This is a genomic window from Arcobacter venerupis, assembly GCF_013201665.1.
GTDB classification, from domain to species: Bacteria; Campylobacterota; Campylobacteria; order Campylobacterales; family Arcobacteraceae; genus Aliarcobacter; species Aliarcobacter venerupis.
The window spans coordinates 306,691-323,851 of the sequence record NZ_CP053840.1 but is presented as its reverse complement, the minus strand read 5'-3'; the positions used below and the strand labels follow the sequence as shown (position 1 = coordinate 323,851).

The following is a 17,161-nucleotide window of genomic DNA, read 5'->3' as shown; positions in this document are numbered from 1 at the left end:
AAATAAATAAGGACTTTTATGTATCAAACCATAAAAAACGAATGGTTTTTTAATATTCGAGCAGATATTTTATCAGGTTTAGTTGTGGCACTTGCCCTAATTCCTGAAGCTATTGCTTTTTCAATTATTGCAGGAGTTGATCCAAAAGTTGGACTTTATGCTTCATTTTCAATGGCAGTTGTAATTGCTTTTGTTGGAGGTCGACCTGGAATGATAAGTGCAGCAACTGGCGCAATGGCACTTGTAATGGTAACTCTTGTAAAAGATTATGGACTTCAATACTTACTGGCTGCCACTTTATTAACAGGTGTTATTCAAATATGTTTATCATATATTGGAATTCATAAACTTATGAGTTTTGTGGCACGAGCTGTTGTAGTGGGATTTGTAAATGCTTTGGCAATTCTTATTTTTATGGCTCAACTTCCAGAACTAACAGATGTAACTTGGCATGTTTATGCTCTAACTGCTGTTGGACTTGGAATTATTTATCTGTTTCCTTATATTCCAAAAATTGGACAAATTCTTCCATCTCCACTTGTAACTATTGTTGTTTTAACAATCTTTGTATATTTTGTTGGTTGGGATGTAAGAAATATTGGAGACATGGGAGCACTTCCTGATACTTTACCAATATTTTTACTTCCAGATATTCCATTTAATCTTGAAACTTTAAAGATTATTTTTCCATACTCTTTTGCACTAGCAATCGTGGGACTTTTAGAATCATTTATGACAGCTACAATTATTGATGATTTTACAGACACAATTAGTAATAAACAAACGGAAGCAAGAGGTCAAGGAATTGCAAACTTTGCAACTGGATGTATTGGAGGAATGGCAGGATGTGCCATGATTGGGCAATCAATTATCAACTATAAATCAGGTGGACGAGGAAGATTATCAACATTTATTGCTGGTTTTTTCCTTTTGATTATGGTTGTTTTTTTATCTGATATTATCTCAATTATTCCAATGGCAGCATTGGTTTCTGTTATGATTATGGTATCTATTAGTACTTTTGATTGGTCTTCAATTAAAAAACTAAAAACTCTTCCAATATCTACAAATATTGTTATGCTATCAACTGTAGCAGTTACAGTTTATACTCATAATTTAGCCATTGGAGTAATAACAGGAGTTCTTTTTGCTTCACTATTTTTTGCAAATAAAATCTCACACTTTATGTATTGTAATACTGAATATAGTGAAGATAAATGTTCTAAAACCTATCAATTTGTAGGGCAAGTATTTTTTAATAGTGCTGATAAATTTTATGAAACAATAGATTTTAAAGAAGATATAAAAAATATTATTATTGATGTAAGAAGAGCTCACTTTTGGGATATTTCTGCTGTTTATGCCTTAGATAAATCAGTTATTAAACTAAAAAAAGAGGGGAAAACTGTAGAAATAATTGGACAAAATGAAGCAACAAAAACTATCATTGATAGATTTGGAATCCATGATAAACCAGATGAAATAGAAAAAGTTATGGGAGGACATTAAAAGTTTTATTTCTTTTTGTAACATCAAATAGAATCTAAGCATAAACTTACATAGCTTAGACATAACTTCTGGATATAGTCTTTGCTGTAAAAAAAACTTAAGGATGTTTCTTGGAAGAAATATTAAATGAAAAGAAAAAGAATTGGACAAACTATACAATCAAAAGTTTAGCTTTTTGGGTTGTTGTTGCGATTATTGCAGGTATAGTTTTTGGTGTTGTTAATCCAAAACTAGCAGTAGAGACAAAACCAGGGATTGATTGGTTTATTCAAATACTTAAATGGTTAGTTGGACCTATTATATTTTTAACAATTATTTCAGGTATTGTTGGACTAGAAAGTCTTAAAGAAGTTGGAACTATTGGGTTTAAAGCATTTATTTACTTTGAAATCGTGAGTACTTTTGCTTTAGCAATTGGTGTTTTATTTGGAAATTGGTTTGCGCCAGGAAGCGGAATGAATCTTTCTGTTGATTCATTAGACCCAGCAAGTGTTGAAAAGTTCACACATGGTGATCAACATTTAGGTTCTGTTTGGTCTATTTTAAAAGGAGCAATTCCTACTGATCCTATTACTCCATTCTTGAATGGTCAAACTCTTCAAGTGTTAGTAATGGCGTTAACATTAGCTATTTTAATCTCTGCATTTGGTGGAGCATATAAAGATAAAATCTTAGCTCCCCTTGAAACTGCACAAAACTTTTTCTTCAAAATCTTAACTGTTTTAATGTGGCTAAGTCCAATTGCAAGTTTTAGTGCAATGGCATTTTTAATTGGTAAATTTGGTCTTGTTTCTTTAGTTAATATGGCTGGTTTATTAGGCGTTATGTTCATTTCTGTTTGTGCATTTATTTTTATAGTACTTGGTCTTATCTTAGCTATCTTTAAAATTAATGTTTTCAAATTTATGAGATTTATATATAAAGAAGTATTAATTGTATTTGCAACATCTTCAAGTGAATCAGCTTTAGCTCCACTTATGAGAAGACTAGAAGCAGCAGGAGTAAGTAGAGGAACAACAGGTTTAGTTATTCCAACTGGATATTCATTTAATCTTGATTGTACAAATATTTATTTGTCACTTTCAGTTATCTTTTTATCGCAAGCCTTTAATATCCCATTAACACTTGGTCAGCAACTTAGTATAATCGTTATTTTAATGGTTACATCAAAAGGTGCAGTTGGAGTTACAGGTTCAGGATTTATTGTACTTGCAGGAACACTATCAGCGCTTGGTGGAGTAATTCCAGTTGTTACAGTTGCTGTTTTATTAGGTGTTGATAAATTTATGAGTGAGATGAGAGCTGTTGGTAACTTATGTGGAAATGCTGTTGCTTCAGTTGTTGTTGGTGCTTGGGATAAACAAATTGATATGGAAAAATTCAAATATTCACTTGACCATCCAGAAAGCGTTAAGGATGTAATTCCTGGATAAATTTAAAAGAGAGAAAATTCTCTCTTTTTAAAAAAGCTTTATAAAATTTTTTTCTATTTGCATATTCTCAAACTCAAACTCTTTTTTTATCCACTCAAAAGTTTGCTCTTGGAAAATAAAAACATGGGTTAAGTCATTTTTATACCACCACTTCGAAAAGTCTATATTTTCCTTATAAATTCCCGTCATTAGATATAAAACTCCACCCTCTTTTAAAAGATTTTTTAGTAATTCAAACTCTTTTTTTGGATTATAAAAATGCTCAATCACTTCACAACAAGCAATGTAATCATATTTTTTCTCTAAAGCATTTTTATCATCAAAAAAGTATGGATCATATTCAAATATTTTATATTCATTGTTTCTTAAGATTTTTACTATTGGAGAGTCTTTTCCGCAACCAAAATCTAAACCAATATCATTTTTTGGAAACTCTTTTAAAATAGAATTTGTAATTGGAGATACAAAGTTTTGATAACCTAAATCATCTGAATCATTAGTATGACTTTCATATCTCTCTTTCTCTTTTTCATTATCAAGTAGTTTTTCAATAGGCCTAAATATTCCACCACAACAAGAGCATTTATAAAATTCATCTTTATAAAATGGTGTTGAATTGTTATTACAAAGTGGACAAATATACATTAAATACTCCTATATTTTATAAAATATTTTATCATAATAAAGCATATAGCAACTTTTGGCTAGAATCAAGAAAAAAAAGGATTAAAATGGAAATTGAATTATTTATAGGCTTTATTAGCTTCTTCTTAACTGCACTTGGTCTTGTTATTGTTTTTCTTTATTTATATGCAATGGTAACACCTTATGATGATTATAAACTAATTTTTGAAGAGAATAATACAGCCGCCGCTCTTGGTTTTGGTGGGGCAATTATTGGAGTTGCAATTCCTATGTATAGTGCTTTAGTTAACTCTACATCTTATATAGATTTCGCGATTTGGGGATTTGTAGCAATTATTATTCAATTAATTTTTGCATTTATTGTAACTAGACTTAATGGGAAATATTCTTTTAAAACAAAAATTTCGGAAGGTATAATTCCTGTTGGAATTTTAATGGCATTTTTATCAATTTCGATTGGACTTTTAAATGCAGGGTCAATGAGTTATTAATAACTCATTGATTAACTATTTTAAAAACTCTACAATATCATCAGCACTTAAAACTTTCCCACTACTTTTTACTACTCCATCAACAACCAAAGCTGGTGTACTCATAACTCCGTAATTCATAATTTCAACTACATCTTCAACTTTTTTAAGTTCATGAAAACCACCAATTTTTGCAAGTGCTTGTTTCGCATTTTCTTCCAAAGTTTTACACTTTGAACATCCTGTTCCTAAAATTTCTATTTTCATTTTTTCTCCTATTTTTGATTTCCAATTAATATGATACTTGCACCTAAAATACAAATGCCAGCACCTATTAAATCCCATTTATTAAAACTTTGTTTCTCTATAAAGTATAACCATAGAAGTGATGAAACTATATAAATCCCACCATAAATGGCATAAGCACGACCAGCAAACTCAAGATTTACTTTTGTTAATAAATATGCAAAAATACTCAAAGATACCATTCCAATAAAAAGCCAAATATAAGTCTTTTCGAGTTTAAAGAAATTCCAAAAACTATAACAACCTAGTATTTCAAAAAAGGCTGCTAAAAAATATATTATAAATTCTTTTATCAAAATCTTATCCGATTAAATAATTAAACAAATAACCAGTTAAAAGTATAGAAAATCCAACTATTCCAAAGAAAATTGAAATTAATTTTATACTTAATACTCTTTTTAAAATCATGGCTTCTGGAAGACTAAGAGCTACAACTGCCATCATGAAACTAAGAGCAGTTCCAAGTAACATACCTTTTTGTGTTAAAACTTCTACAAGGGGCAAAATTCCAGCTGCATTTGAATACATTGGAATTCCCATAACAACTGCAACTATTGGAGCATACCAAACAGAACCTCCAGCATAATTACTTATAAAATCAGCTGGAATATATCCATGAATAAATGCTCCAATTCCAACTCCCACAATCACATAAAGATATATTTTTTTGAAAATATCAGCTGTATATTCCCATGACTCTTTTAATCTTTGATTAAATAAAGTTTCATCAGTATCTGAGCCATTACAACAAGCAGTTGTTGGTTTTACTTCAATTAAAACCTCTTTTTCTAAGTTCATAGCTCCAATTATAAGACCTGCAACAATTGCAATTAATAAACCAAGTCCCACATATAAAAGTGCAATTTTCCATCCAAATAAAGAGAATAACATAGCAATAACAACAGCATCACTAAGAGGCGCTGAAATTAGATATGAAAAGGTAACTCCTAAAGGAATTCTAGCTTGTAAAAATCCTAAAAAAAGTGGAATAGCACTACAAGAACAAAAGGGAGTTATCACTCCAAAAATTGCTGCTAAGATGTGTCCTACGATTTTGTGTTTTCCGCTTATATAATCTCTGGCTTTTTCTATTGGAAAATAACTTCTCAATAATGTAACTATATAAATAATAGTAATTAAAAGTATAAATATTTTTATAGTGTCAAATATAAAAAATTGTAAAGCATCACCTAAGTGAGTCCCTTTTATAAGTCCTAATATGTCAAATACAAATAAAGAACTTAAGTCGGAAAGCCAATCAAACATCTATTTCAAAGCCTCAATAACTTTTGGAAGTAAAATCTCTTCTATCTCTCTATAAGTAGCTTCAAATGCTTCAAAACCTTTTCCATCTGGATCTTCAAAACCAACATGGATTTTTGGTATTGGTTTTGGAAACATTGGGCAAGTCTCATTTGCATGGTCACAAACAGTTACTATTAAATCATAATCATTTTCTATAACAGTATCGAGTGTTTTTGAGTGATATTCCTCTCTCCAAATCCCTTTGTCTTCAAGAAGTTTTTTTGCATTTGGATTTACTCGTCCACTGGCTTTCACACCACTAGAATCTGCATTGATTCCTTCTAATTTAGCATTTATAAGTGCTTCAGCGATAATACTTCTGCAAGAATTTCCAGTACATAAAATCAAAACTTTTTTTGTTGAATTACTCATTTTCTTTCCTTAATTATTTACATGCCAAGATTCAGGGAATCCATCTCTTATATGTTCATCTTTAACTAGTTCAATAAAAGTTAAAATATTAATTTTCAACTCTTCTTTTGATTGTCTAACTTTCGCTTTTTTTTCTGCTTCTGTTCCATCACAAGCAGGACTTGTAATATTCCAATGAATTAAACCCTCAAGACTTGGGAAAATTGGACAAGGCTCTTTTGCGGCTTCATCGCAAACTGTTATTACATAATGATAATGTCTTCCTTGTTTAAAATAGTCCATTAATGCATTTGTTGTGTAAGATGAAATATCCATATCTTCATCCTCACGGATTACTTCAACAGCCATTGGATTTAAAACTCCAGGATTTGTTCCTGCGCTTTCTACTTCAAAATCTCCATTACCATATTTTGTTAATAATGCCTGAGCCATTTGACTTCTTGTAGTATTACCACTACAAACAAATAAAACTTTTGTTTCCAATCTTTTTCTCCTAATAAAATTTAAACTGCTAAAAGTACTATTAAAAGTACCGGTGGCGTGATAATAAGTCCAAATTTGCTATATTGCCAAAATGATATTTTCACACCTTTTTTTGCTAAAACATGAAGCCATAATAGCGTAGCAAGGCTACCAAATGGTGTCATTTTTGGCCCAAGATTACATCCTATTATATTTGCATAAGCCAATGCTTGATTTGGTATATCATGAAGTGCGATATCCATAATCATAACAGTGGGCATATTATTCATAATTGCACTTAAAAATGCTGCTATAAATCCTGTTCCAAGGATTGCAATTGTGTCACCTCTTTGGGCTAAATTTTGTAAAACTATTGTTAAATAATCTGTTAATCCAGCATTTTTCAAACCATAAACTACAATATAAAGTCCTATACTAAACCAAACAACTTGCCAAGGTGCTTCTTTTATAATCTGTTTTGCATTTACTGTTTTTGAAAGTGTTGCAATGATTAAAAATATAATCGCTCCACCTAAAGCAAAAATAGAAATTGGTAAATCAAAAGCATCACCAATAAAATATGCACATAATAATAAGCCTAAGAAAACCCAAGAAAAATAAAATAGTTTCATGTTTTTTATTACACTTTTTGGCTCTTTTAATAAACTAATATCGGCTGTTTGTGGTATATCTTTTCGTAAAAGTAACCACAAAATTGCAATTGAAGCTAAAACACTTACAATAAATGGAATAATCATATTTAAAAAATACTCCACAAAACCAATACTAAAATAGTTAGCCGTTACAATATTTGTAAGATTTGAAAATACAAAAGGTAACGATGCACTATCACTTATAAATCCACCTGCCAGTAAAAAGGCAACTATTGTTTTTGTATTTAATTTTAAAATTCTCATTTTTGCAAGTAAGATTGGAGTTAATATTAAAGCTGCTCCATCATTTGCAAAAAGTGCTGAAACAAAAGCCCCCAACAAAATAGAATAGATAAACATCTTAATTCCACTTCCATTTGAAAACTTTGCCATTTTCAAGGCAGCCCATTCAAAAAATCCAATCTCATCTAAAACCATAGATAAAATGATAATTCCAATAAATGCTAAGGTTGCATCCCAAACTATATTTGTTACAATCAAAACATCTGAAAAACTTACAACTCCAAAAACCAAAGCCACAATTGAACCAATTACAGCAGTTGTTCCTATTTGTAAATTTTTTGGTTGCCAAATTACAAAAATAAGTGTAACTATAAAAATAAGGCTTGCAACTATCATAGAACATCCTCTTTAAACTCTTCAACTCCAGCTTTTAATACATAAATAAATGTATCAACTTCAAGTTCATCAAATCTCTCAACGGTTACTTCTTCCCTTTGAAATTCAGCTCCCTCGAACTCATCTAAATTATCCCAATGATTTATTAAATTATCTGAATAAAACAAAAATCCATGAACCGTATCACCATCTTCATCAAGTTTGATTCCAGGATAACCCATACTTGCACTCCAACCTGCATCTTTTAGAACGCCTTTTACGGTTGCTGGAACAAATTTTCCAACAATGTTTTCTAAAACATGTCCATTTGGACAATTTGGCATTAAAGTTCCATATACAAAAAGTGTCTCTTTCACTCATTTTCCTTTGTTTCACACGCTTTTTTCAAGTTTGGTAACTCTATTTGTAAAGTCATAATCTCTTTTATACAAGATGTTCTAAACTCATCCAATGGAAATCGAATACTATAATAAGCCCATCTTCCCTCACGTTCAAGTTTTAAAAATCCAGCTTCTTTTAGAATTTTTAGATGTCTTGAAAGTCTTGATTGAATCATTTCAAAAGAGTTTTCCAAATCACAAACACAACATTTCCCATAAATATTTATAAATTTAAGTATCTTTATTCTTGTTTCATCATTTAAAGCACTTGCGGATTTTAGAAATATATCCATAAAATTCCTTTTCTTTTTTTGAAGTATAACCAAATAAATTTAATATATCAAGATATATTGATATATTAAACTAAAAAATATGCAATTTCTGATAATCACTTAAAAAAAGTGATTATCATAGGAAGAAAGATTGCTGTAAATATTCCACTAAGTCCCATTGCAAGTGCGCCAAATGCTGCTGCTTTTTCGCTTATTTCAATAGCTCTTGCTGTTCCAATTCCGTGAGAAACTAATCCAAGAGCAAAACCTTTTGAAGTATCATGTTTTATATTTACTAGTTTAAAAACAATTGTTCCAAATAAAGCACCAATAATTCCAGTTATAAGAACAAAACCAACGGCTAAAGATGGAATTCCACCTATTTGTTCAGATGTAATAATTGCAATTGGTGCAGTTATTGATTTTGTTGTCATTGATAACATTGTTGGTAAATCAGCTCCAAAAACCCATAGTAATGAGACTGCAATTACAATTGAGAAAACACCAGCAATAAAAAGTGTCAAAACTATTGGCAGAAAAAGTGATTTAATATATTTCAAATTTTTATAAAGTGGCAAAGCCAAAGCAACAGTTGCAGGGCCAAGAAAAAAATGAATAATTTGAACACTTTTAAAATACTCTTCAAAAGAGGTATTTGTGTAAATAATTAGACTCAAAAGAATCACATAAGCTATGATAATTGGTTGTAATAAAGTGTGTTTATTACATTTCTCATAAATAATTATTCCCAATTTAAAAGCTGCTAATGTGGCAATCAACCAAGTAAGTGGCGTTGAATGTATATAATTTATTAATGCTTCTGAATTCATTTTTTTTCTGCTTTAATAGTTAGATAATCCATAAACTTAGCTGCAAATACTAAAGCTACTAAAGTTCCAACAAACAGAGCAATTGTAATTGCCCAAAACTCTTTTGTAATAATATCAATTTGAGTAATTATCCCCATAGCTGCTGGTATAAAAAGCAAAGGTAAATATCTTAAATGCAAAGCAACAGCATTATCAAGACTTAAAAAACTTCCTTTTCTAATTAATAAAAATAGTAATAATAAAATCATTCCAATTACAGGACCTGGAACTAAAAGTTCAAAAAATTTTGCTATACATTCTCCAATGAATTGAAATAACAATAAAATAATAATACCTTTTAACATGGTATTTTCCTTTCTTTAAAAATAAAATAAATTGAATAAAAATTATAGAGATTTTCTAAAAGCAACCATACTAGATTTATTAAAACCTTGTTTTTCATAGAATTTATGAGCGTTATAATTATCACCATCAGTTAATAAAGTAACTCTTTTAACTGAATTTTCTTTTAAATAATTTATAGTAAATTTGATTAGTTGTGAACCAATATTTTGATTTCTAAATGAATCAAAAACAACCATATCTTCTAAAATTGCAACCTTTTCACCTAAAGCTGTTGATATTGTATATAAAACATTTACCATAGCAATTACTTTTTTTTCTTTTATTGCTACAAAAATATCGCCAATATTTCCATCTTTTATGATTTTTTCCAAAGCTTTTTCATGTTTTTCATAATCTGGAACAAATTCAACTTCTTGGGAAAAAAGTTGAATTAAAAGTTCACATAAAATAGGAATATCGTCAAGTGTTGCAATTCTAAAATTTAAATTATGCAAGTGGATCTTCCCCACTTTCCCAAGATGCTAAATATTTTTCAACTAGATGAAAATCTTCACCTTTGTGTTCAGTGAATGTAATATATTGGTTTTTACTATTTATTCCAAAAGTTTCTTTTACAATCTCCATATATTTTAGAGCTAACTCTCTTCTTTTTTCAATTGTTCGCCCTTCCCTAATATCTAGATTCATTAAACAAATATCATCATTTACATCAGCTCGTCCAATCGTTAAAGAGTATTTGTCGTACTCTCTTAAACTAATAGCAATGTGATCAGTTCCTGTATCCATAATCTCACTAAATGTTTTTTTTATTAGTTCTACAAACTCTTCTTTAGATTCATCTGAGACTTTTTTATTTATTTCAAACTGTAGATGAGGCATGATTTATCCTTTAGACTATTTTCATATAATTTATGATTATATGCTAAATCTGATAATAAATGCAAGTTAATTTTATTATATATATCAAGGTTTTTACCTTGATATATGGCTAAAAAGTTTTTTTGATATTTAATGTAATTTTTCTAGGTTCACCTGAATAGATTCGATAATCTTCAGTTCCAGATTCATAATATTTTTTATCAGTAAGATTTTCTACATTTAAAGAAACTTCTAAATCTTTTATTGTGTAGTGAATTCCTGTGTCATATCTTGTATATGAAGGTAATTCAACTCTTTTAGTTGAAGTTGAACTTGTGTATACACTATCTTTATATACAACTCCTCCTGTAATACCTACTGTTCCATTATAGATTTTTGTGGGAATGTTATATCTTGTAAATAAATATCCTGTTAATTCTGGGCTATTTGCTGCTTCATTGCCTACATCTTCACCCTCAAGATATTCTGACTTATTATATGCATAACCTGTTTTAAACTGCCAATTTGCAGTTGGTAGCCATTGAATTTCAGCTTCAATTCCTTTTGTTTCTACTTCACCTTTTAATTCATAATAACCTGAAGAATTTTGCTCAGAAACATTGTATTTATTTATTTTATAAGCTGATAATATCGTATTTAATTCTTCTGATATATTTAGTTTTGTTCCAACTTCAAATTGGTCTGATTTTTCTGAATCTAAACCTTTTCCTGATTCATCAACTCTTTCAGCTGTACTTGGATTATAACTTTGTGCAAAACTTGTATAAACTGAAACTACATCATTTATGTTATAAATTGTTCCTACAGAACCTACAAAATCTGTTGAGAATTTAGTATTGTCTTCTGCACAATTTCCTCTTGTACAAGTGTAGTCAATTTTTGTTCTATCAACTCTTGTTGAACCAACTAAAGTAAGTTTATCTGTTAGACTTATTTTATCTTGTAGATATGTTCCACCACTAAAATATTCTGTTTTTCTTCTATTATCAACAATATTAGTTGCTGTTCCACCATGAATTGGATTATATATATTTATATTTGGTGTTACATTACTTCCATAAGTTATTCTGTCATAATCTGTTCTTCTATAGTTTCCAGCTAATCCTAAAACAATATTATTTTTCATATTTGCAATATCTGTATCAATACTTAAGTTTGTGTCAAAGCTGTGCCAATCTCTTTCATTATATTGGTGTCTATTTCTTCTTGTTAATGTTGTTAAAGATACTTCACTTGCTTGATTTACTTTTCTATTTTCATATAATTTTCTATCATCAGTATGAAAAACACTTCTCCAATCAAATTTATAAGAAAGATTGTCACTGATAAAATGATCTAATTTTACATCAAATGCTGTTCCATCATCATTATCATAATCATCTGATTCTTGATAAACTGTATCAATTGGTGCAGCTGTTGAAATATCATGGTTTGCTACAAACAGTCCATCATCTGCACTACCTTTTTCTTTTCCATATTCCATGGCAACTAATAAAGATGTTTGATCACTTACGTTCCATAATAAACTAGGATAGATATAAACATTTTCAAAATCTACATTTTCTCTATATGAATTAAGTTTTTCTCCAACAATTATAAATCTATACATTAAATCTTTTGTTATTGGTCCTGTTGTATCAATTGTAGTTGTAATACCATTATCTTCGCCAAATTTTGAACTATTTGACATGTATGTTTGAAGTGATGTTTCAAGTGTTGTTCTTTGTACAGATTGTGGAAGTTTTGTTTGCATGTTTACTAAACCACCTGGTTCCATCGCTCCATATAATACAGATGCTGGACCTTTTACAACTTCAATTCTTTCTACATTTGCAGTTGATGGTGAACCCATTCTACTAATTAGTCCTGACATTCCATTTACTTTGATATTTTCTAAATCAGTTTGAAATCCTCGAATAAGTATAGCATCCGCATTTTTACCAACTTTAGTTACACCTGTAGTGTAATCGTATGTATCTTCTATTCTTTGAGCTTGTAAATCATTTATTAAAGTACCTTTAGTAACTGATACTGAATAAGGTGTCTCTTTGTCTTTGAATTCACCTTTCATACTAGTTGAAGAATATTCTTCAAAATAAGATTCTTGGGCACCTTCGACAACAATTTCATTTAAATCATCTGCGAAAGCAAGATTTTTGCAAATAAGTAAAGAAATTCCTAAATATAATTTTTTTTTCATATAAATCCTTGTAATAAATCCAAAAACAAAATTTTAATTGTTTTAAAGATGGAATAATATGCAAAAAAAGGTTAATAGAATATTAATATAGATTATCAATATTGTTATTATATAGAAAGTATAGTATTTTTAGAGTCTAATCTATCAACTATTTAAATAGTTGATAAATTGAGCAGAAATCTTCTTCACCTTTTCCCATCATTTTCATTTTTGAAAATAACTCTTTAGGAACAGCTGCACTATAAAGTGGTCTTTTTAATTCATATGCTAAATTTTGTAAAAGATGTAAATCTTTATTTATTGCATTATTTGAAAAATGTGCAGAAAAATCTTCATCTATTAGTTTTTGAGTTTTTGCTTTTAATATAAGTGATTGTCCACCACCAACTCCTAAAATCTCTAAGGCTTTTGATTTAGGAATTTCACAACTTTCAGCTAATGCTGTACACTCTGCAAGAGTAGCCATAAATGAACCTAAACAAAGATTATTTATAAGTTTCATTTTTGTAGCACTTGATGGTTTTTCTAAGAAGAAAATCTCAAGTGCTATTTTTTCTAAAATTGGTTTTACTTTTTCAAAAACTTCAACTTTTCCTGAACTAACAACTGTTAATTGTCCTTTTAAAGCAGGAGCAACGCTTCCAAAAACTGGATTTTCTAAATAGTTTCCACCTATATCATTTACCATTTTATGAAACTCTAAAACGTCTGTATAATGATTTGTTGTTAAATCAATAATCGTTTTACCTTTTAAATCTTCACATAATAGTCCATTATCACCAGTTAAAATATCTCTAACTGCATTTGAATCAAATAAACATAAAAAAATAACATCACACTCTTTTAATAAATCTTTTGGTGAGTTTACTTTGTCATATGCTAAATCTTTTATTTTTTCTTTATTTCTATTATAAACTTTTAATTCAATATCTAATGATGATAATCTTGTACATATTGCTCGTCCTAAATTTCCAAGTCCTATAAATCCTATTTTCATAACTTCTCCAATTTATTGATATTTATCATTATATTAAAACTTCATTAAAACTAATTGTATATAATTAGTTTTACGCAAATAAAGGGAATTTATGAATAAATTTATGAAAAGAGATATTGCAACATCTCTTACGGCATTTTTGTTTTTAGTAATTGGTACAACTGGTGTTTTAATGTATTTTCATTTATTAGATAATTACACAAAAAAGATGCATGAGAATTTAGGTTTAGTTTTTGTTTTAGTAATACTTTTTCATGTCTTTTTCAACTGGAAAGCAATGAAAAGTTACTTTTCTAAAAAGGTATTTTTATATTCTGGAATAATAATTTCAGCTGTAGCTCTTACTTTTATATTAACTTCAAAAACAGGAGAAAATCCTAAAACAACACTAATTAATTCTGTGTTAAATGCACCACTTGAGAATTCATTTGTTATATTTAGTGAAAGCTCACAAATTGCAAAAGAAAAATTAGAGAAAGCAGATTTGAAAATTGACAAGGCAAAGTCAATTAATGAATTGGCGAAATTAAATAAGACTTCACCTTTTAAAGTTGTTAGTATTTTAAGCGAAAAATAAATAGATAAGATTTCTTATCTATTTATTAAAAACTCTTAGTTTTTTAAATCAGCTACTATCTTAGCTTTTAGTTTTGGAATTGTAAATCCAAACTCTTCAAATAAGTCATTTGCTGGACCTGATGCTCCAAATGTATCCATTCCAAATACAACATCTGCAAATCTATAATACTCTAAACCACGAGCTGCTTCAACTGCATAAACTCTTGTATTTTTATCAATAACTTGCTCAATATAAGATTTTTCTTGCTCTAAAAATAAGTCAAAACAAGGAACAGAAACTACATTTGCAATAATTCCATCTTTTTCTAATTCACAAGCAGTTTGAAGTGCTAACATTAATTCAGAACCAGATGCCATAATTGTAATATTTGCATTTTCTCTTTTTTTAAGTAAATATCCACCATTTGCAACTGTTCCAAATGCTTTTTCATCTTTTAAAACTTTTAATCCTTGTCTTGAACAAACAAATGCTGTTGGAGCGTTCATTTTTAAAGCAACTTTCCAAGAATCTACATTTTCAGTTGCGTCTGCTGGTCTGAATGTATAGAAATTTGGTAATGCTCTAAATTGTGATAAATGCTCAATTGGTTGATGAGTTGGTCCATCTTCTCCAACACCAATTGAATCATGTGTCCAAATGAAATGTTGAGGAATAGAAGCAAGAGCTGCGATTCTAGCTGCTGGTTTTAAATAATCAGAAAATACAAAGAAAGTTGCAGAATAAACTCTAAATAAACCATATAAATTCATTGCATTAGTCATTGCAGCCATTGCATGTTCTTTAATACCAAAGTGGATATTTCTTCCATTTGGGAAATCACCCATTGCTTTTAATTCAGTTTTATTTGATGGAGCTAAATCTGCACTTCCACCTAAAAATCCTGGAATTGCAGCTGCAATTGCATTTAAAATTTTATGGTTTGAATCTCTTGTTGCAACACTTGAATCAGCTTCAAAAGTTGGATAAATAATTGAATCGAAATCAGGATTCTGAAGTTCAGCTATTTTTGCTTTTGTTTCATCTGATAAAGACTCAGTCCATGCGTTTTGAGCAGTTGAACCAATCATTAATTTATCAAATGCACCTTTAACATCAGCTGGTACAAAGAATTTTTCTTCTGGATTAAATCCTGCTTTTATTTTTGATTTAGCAATTTCATCATCACCTAATGGTGCACCATGAGCATGATGGCTTCCCTCCATTGTAACCGCACCTTTAGCGATTGCTGTTTTTGCAATAATTAGTACAGGAAGTGTTGATTCTTTTGCAGCTGTTAAAGCTTTGTCAATTTGTTCAAAATTGTGTCCATCTATTTCAATAACTTCAAAATCAATAGCTTGGAATCTCTTTTTAACATTTTCACTCCATGATAAAGATGTATCACCCTCAATTGTGATTGAATTTGAATCATAAATTATTACAAGATTATCAAGTTTTAAATGTCCAGCAGTTGATGTTGCTTCATAAGAAATTCCTTCTTGTAAATCTCCATCTCCACATAAACAATAAACTTTATGATTAATAACTTCTTTTCCAAGTACATTTTGAGCATATTTTGAAGCCATTGAAAAACCAACAGCATTTGCAATACCTTGCCCTAAAGGTCCAGTTGTAATTTCAATTCCATGAGTATGTCCATATTCTGGATGTCCTGGAGTTTTTGAGTGAGTTTGTCTAAAGTTTTTCATATCATTTACAGATACATCAAATCCCCAAAGATGTAATAAAGAATAAACTAATCCAGTTGCATGACCACCTGAAAAAACTAATCTATCTCTATTTAACCATTTTTGATCTGCTGGATTTACATTTAAGTGTTTACTTAATACTGTTGCAATATCAGCTAATCCCATTGGAGCACCTGGATGTCCTGAATTTGCTTGTTGCACCATATCAGCTGCTAAAAATCTGATAGTATCTGCTTGTTTTTGTAATAATTGTTTTGACATGATTATCCTATTAATAAGTGTAGTTTTCTAATTTTCGGTGATTATATCTAAAATTGTTTAAATACAATATGAAGTAATAATTCCTAAATTTTAGGAATTATTATCTTAAAAAAAGCGCCATTTGATGTATTTTCAACTGAGAGTTTGCCATTCATATTTTTTTCTATTATAAGCTTTGACATAAAAAGTCCAATTCCTGAACCTCCCATTTTTTCATAAGTAAAAAAAGGGTCAAATATCTTTTCAATTGGATTAACTTTTACTCCACCAGCATTATCTTCAACTGTGGTAATAATATTTTTATTCTCTTCATATATTGAGATTTTTATATATGGATTTCCAATTTTTCTTTGAACTAAAACATCTTTTGCATTGTTTATTATATTAATTAGAACTTGTGAATAATCATTTTTATAAGCAATTATTTCAGGATTTTTTTTAATTATAATATCAAGTTTAACATTATGAGTTTTTAGCCCTCCACTAATAATATTTACTGTTGAATTAATTTGTTCTAATAGTTTAAATTTTATTTTTTCTTTATCTGTCGCAAAAAAATTTTTAAAATCATCAATAGTATTCGACATATATTTAGTAATATGATTTAATTTATCTATTGTTTGAAGAATTTCATTATCTTCTAAAGGAACACCAAGAGTAATCTTAGCTTCAATTGGTAAAAACAAAGAGTTAATTTCCATAAGTGGTTGCCTCCATTGATGGGATATATTTCCTAACATTTCACCCAAAGATGCCAACTTTGATTGCTGAAACATTAACTTGTCTTTTTCTCTATTTTTTGCAACTTCTTCTTTTATTCTTTTTTCGAGTTCTTTATTATGATATTCTAACTCTAAAAACTCATCTATTCTTGTTTGTCTCATCTAAAAAATTTATCCTATTTTATTACAAATTTAAAAAACATAAATAGGAAA

The 17,161-nt window shown here is 29.2% G+C and carries 21 protein-coding genes; 4 read left to right on the top strand and 17 right to left on the bottom strand.

Annotation, left to right across the window (positions count from 1 at the left end):
• The first annotated feature begins 18 nt into the window (after positions 1-18).
• Together AVENP_RS01620 and AVENP_RS01615 are read left to right on the top strand one after the other, a co-directional pair.
• Positions 19-1,509, top strand: a complete 1,491-nt coding sequence (locus AVENP_RS01620; RefSeq protein WP_128359188.1) for a SulP family inorganic anion transporter — start codon at positions 19-21, stop codon at positions 1,507-1,509.
• A 110-nt stretch (positions 1,510-1,619) separates the two neighbouring features.
• Positions 1,620-2,942 carry a cation:dicarboxylate symporter family transporter gene (locus tag AVENP_RS01615; RefSeq protein WP_128359187.1) on the top strand — a complete coding sequence of 441 codons (1,323 nt, stop codon included), beginning with the start codon at positions 1,620-1,622 and terminating at the stop codon, positions 2,940-2,942.
• A 27-nt stretch (positions 2,943-2,969) separates the two neighbouring features.
• On the opposite strand, the gene AVENP_RS01610 is transcribed toward AVENP_RS01615, so the two are convergent.
• Positions 2,970-3,587, bottom strand: a complete 618-nt coding sequence (locus AVENP_RS01610; RefSeq protein WP_128359186.1) for a class I SAM-dependent methyltransferase — start codon at positions 3,585-3,587, stop codon at positions 2,970-2,972.
• Between the two features lie 86 nt (positions 3,588-3,673).
• Here AVENP_RS01610 and AVENP_RS01605 point away from each other — a divergent pair, with 86 nt between their 5' ends.
• Positions 3,674-4,078, top strand: a complete 405-nt coding sequence (locus tag AVENP_RS01605) for a DUF350 domain-containing protein (RefSeq protein ID WP_128359185.1) — start codon at positions 3,674-3,676, stop codon at positions 4,076-4,078.
• 15 nt (positions 4,079-4,093) lie between these two features.
• On the opposite strand, the gene AVENP_RS01600 is transcribed toward AVENP_RS01605, so the two are convergent.
• The 14 genes from AVENP_RS01600 to AVENP_RS01535 form a co-directional block, all read right to left on the bottom strand.
• Entirely contained in the window at positions 4,094-4,324 is a 231-nt protein-coding gene (locus AVENP_RS01600; RefSeq protein ID WP_128359184.1) for a thioredoxin family protein, read from the bottom strand.
• 8 nt (positions 4,325-4,332) lie between these two features.
• The gene (locus AVENP_RS01595) at positions 4,333-4,659 is read right to left on the bottom strand and encodes a YnfA family protein (RefSeq protein ID WP_204514126.1); all 327 of its coding nucleotides are present in this window, start codon (positions 4,657-4,659) and stop codon (positions 4,333-4,335) included.
• A 4-nt stretch (positions 4,660-4,663) separates the two neighbouring features.
• Entirely contained in the window at positions 4,664-5,629 is a 966-nt protein-coding gene (locus tag AVENP_RS01590; RefSeq protein ID WP_128359183.1) for a permease, read from the bottom strand.
• The gene (locus AVENP_RS01585) at positions 5,630-6,040 is read right to left on the bottom strand and encodes an arsenate reductase ArsC (protein ID WP_128359182.1); all 411 of its coding nucleotides are present in this window, start codon (positions 6,038-6,040) and stop codon (positions 5,630-5,632) included.
• Between the two features lie 9 nt (positions 6,041-6,049).
• On the bottom strand, positions 6,050-6,523 hold the full coding sequence (locus tag AVENP_RS01580) for an arsenate reductase ArsC (protein ID WP_228201883.1): 474 nt from the start codon (positions 6,521-6,523) through the stop codon (positions 6,050-6,052).
• Positions 6,524-6,543: 20 nt separating this feature from the next.
• Entirely contained in the window at positions 6,544-7,794 is a 1,251-nt protein-coding gene (locus tag AVENP_RS01575) for an arsenic transporter (protein ID WP_128359181.1), read from the bottom strand.
• Complete coding sequence (locus AVENP_RS01570) at positions 7,791-8,150, bottom strand: gamma-glutamylcyclotransferase family protein (RefSeq protein ID WP_128359180.1); 360 nt, start codon at positions 8,148-8,150, stop codon at positions 7,791-7,793. Before AVENP_RS01570 ends, AVENP_RS01575 begins: the two co-directional genes overlap by 4 nt.
• Positions 8,147-8,467 (bottom strand): ArsR/SmtB family transcription factor, encoded by a 321-nt coding sequence (locus tag AVENP_RS01565; RefSeq protein WP_128359179.1) that lies wholly within the window; start codon positions 8,465-8,467, stop codon positions 8,147-8,149. The genes AVENP_RS01570 and AVENP_RS01565 overlap by 4 nt, the downstream gene beginning before the upstream one ends.
• Positions 8,468-8,562: 95 nt before the next feature.
• Positions 8,563-9,276 (bottom strand): LrgB family protein, encoded by a 714-nt coding sequence (locus AVENP_RS01560; protein ID WP_128359178.1) that lies wholly within the window; start codon positions 9,274-9,276, stop codon positions 8,563-8,565.
• Entirely contained in the window at positions 9,273-9,620 is a 348-nt protein-coding gene (locus AVENP_RS01555; RefSeq protein WP_128359177.1) for a CidA/LrgA family protein, read from the bottom strand. Before AVENP_RS01555 ends, AVENP_RS01560 begins: the two co-directional genes overlap by 4 nt.
• Positions 9,621-9,662: 42 nt before the next feature.
• Positions 9,663-10,115 carry a GNAT family N-acetyltransferase gene (locus AVENP_RS01550; RefSeq protein ID WP_128359176.1) on the bottom strand — a complete coding sequence of 151 codons (453 nt, stop codon included), beginning with the start codon at positions 10,113-10,115 and terminating at the stop codon, positions 9,663-9,665.
• On the bottom strand, positions 10,108-10,500 hold the full coding sequence (locus AVENP_RS01545) for a tautomerase family protein (protein ID WP_128359175.1): 393 nt from the start codon (positions 10,498-10,500) through the stop codon (positions 10,108-10,110). Before AVENP_RS01545 ends, AVENP_RS01550 begins: the two co-directional genes overlap by 8 nt.
• A gap of 109 nt (positions 10,501-10,609) precedes the next feature.
• Positions 10,610-12,700 (bottom strand): TonB-dependent siderophore receptor, encoded by a 2,091-nt coding sequence (locus AVENP_RS01540; protein WP_128359174.1) that lies wholly within the window; start codon positions 12,698-12,700, stop codon positions 10,610-10,612.
• A gap of 148 nt (positions 12,701-12,848) precedes the next feature.
• Complete coding sequence (locus AVENP_RS01535; protein ID WP_128359173.1) at positions 12,849-13,697, bottom strand: NAD(P)-dependent oxidoreductase; 849 nt, start codon at positions 13,695-13,697, stop codon at positions 12,849-12,851.
• 91 nt (positions 13,698-13,788) lie between these two features.
• Here AVENP_RS01535 and AVENP_RS01530 point away from each other — a divergent pair, with 91 nt between their 5' ends.
• Positions 13,789-14,274, top strand: coding sequence for a DUF4405 domain-containing protein (locus AVENP_RS01530; RefSeq protein WP_128359172.1), 486 nt, complete (start codon positions 13,789-13,791; stop codon positions 14,272-14,274).
• Positions 14,275-14,309: 35 nt separating this feature from the next.
• Here the strand turns inward: AVENP_RS01530 and tkt are convergent, their stop codons facing one another.
• Both tkt and AVENP_RS01520 read right to left on the bottom strand, forming a co-directional pair.
• Positions 14,310-16,226 carry a transketolase gene (gene tkt / locus AVENP_RS01525; protein WP_128359171.1) on the bottom strand — a complete coding sequence of 639 codons (1,917 nt, stop codon included), beginning with the start codon at positions 16,224-16,226 and terminating at the stop codon, positions 14,310-14,312.
• 83 nt (positions 16,227-16,309) lie between these two features.
• Complete coding sequence (locus AVENP_RS01520) at positions 16,310-17,110, bottom strand: sensor histidine kinase (protein ID WP_128359170.1); 801 nt, start codon at positions 17,108-17,110, stop codon at positions 16,310-16,312.
• Positions 17,111-17,161 lie beyond the last annotated feature (51 nt).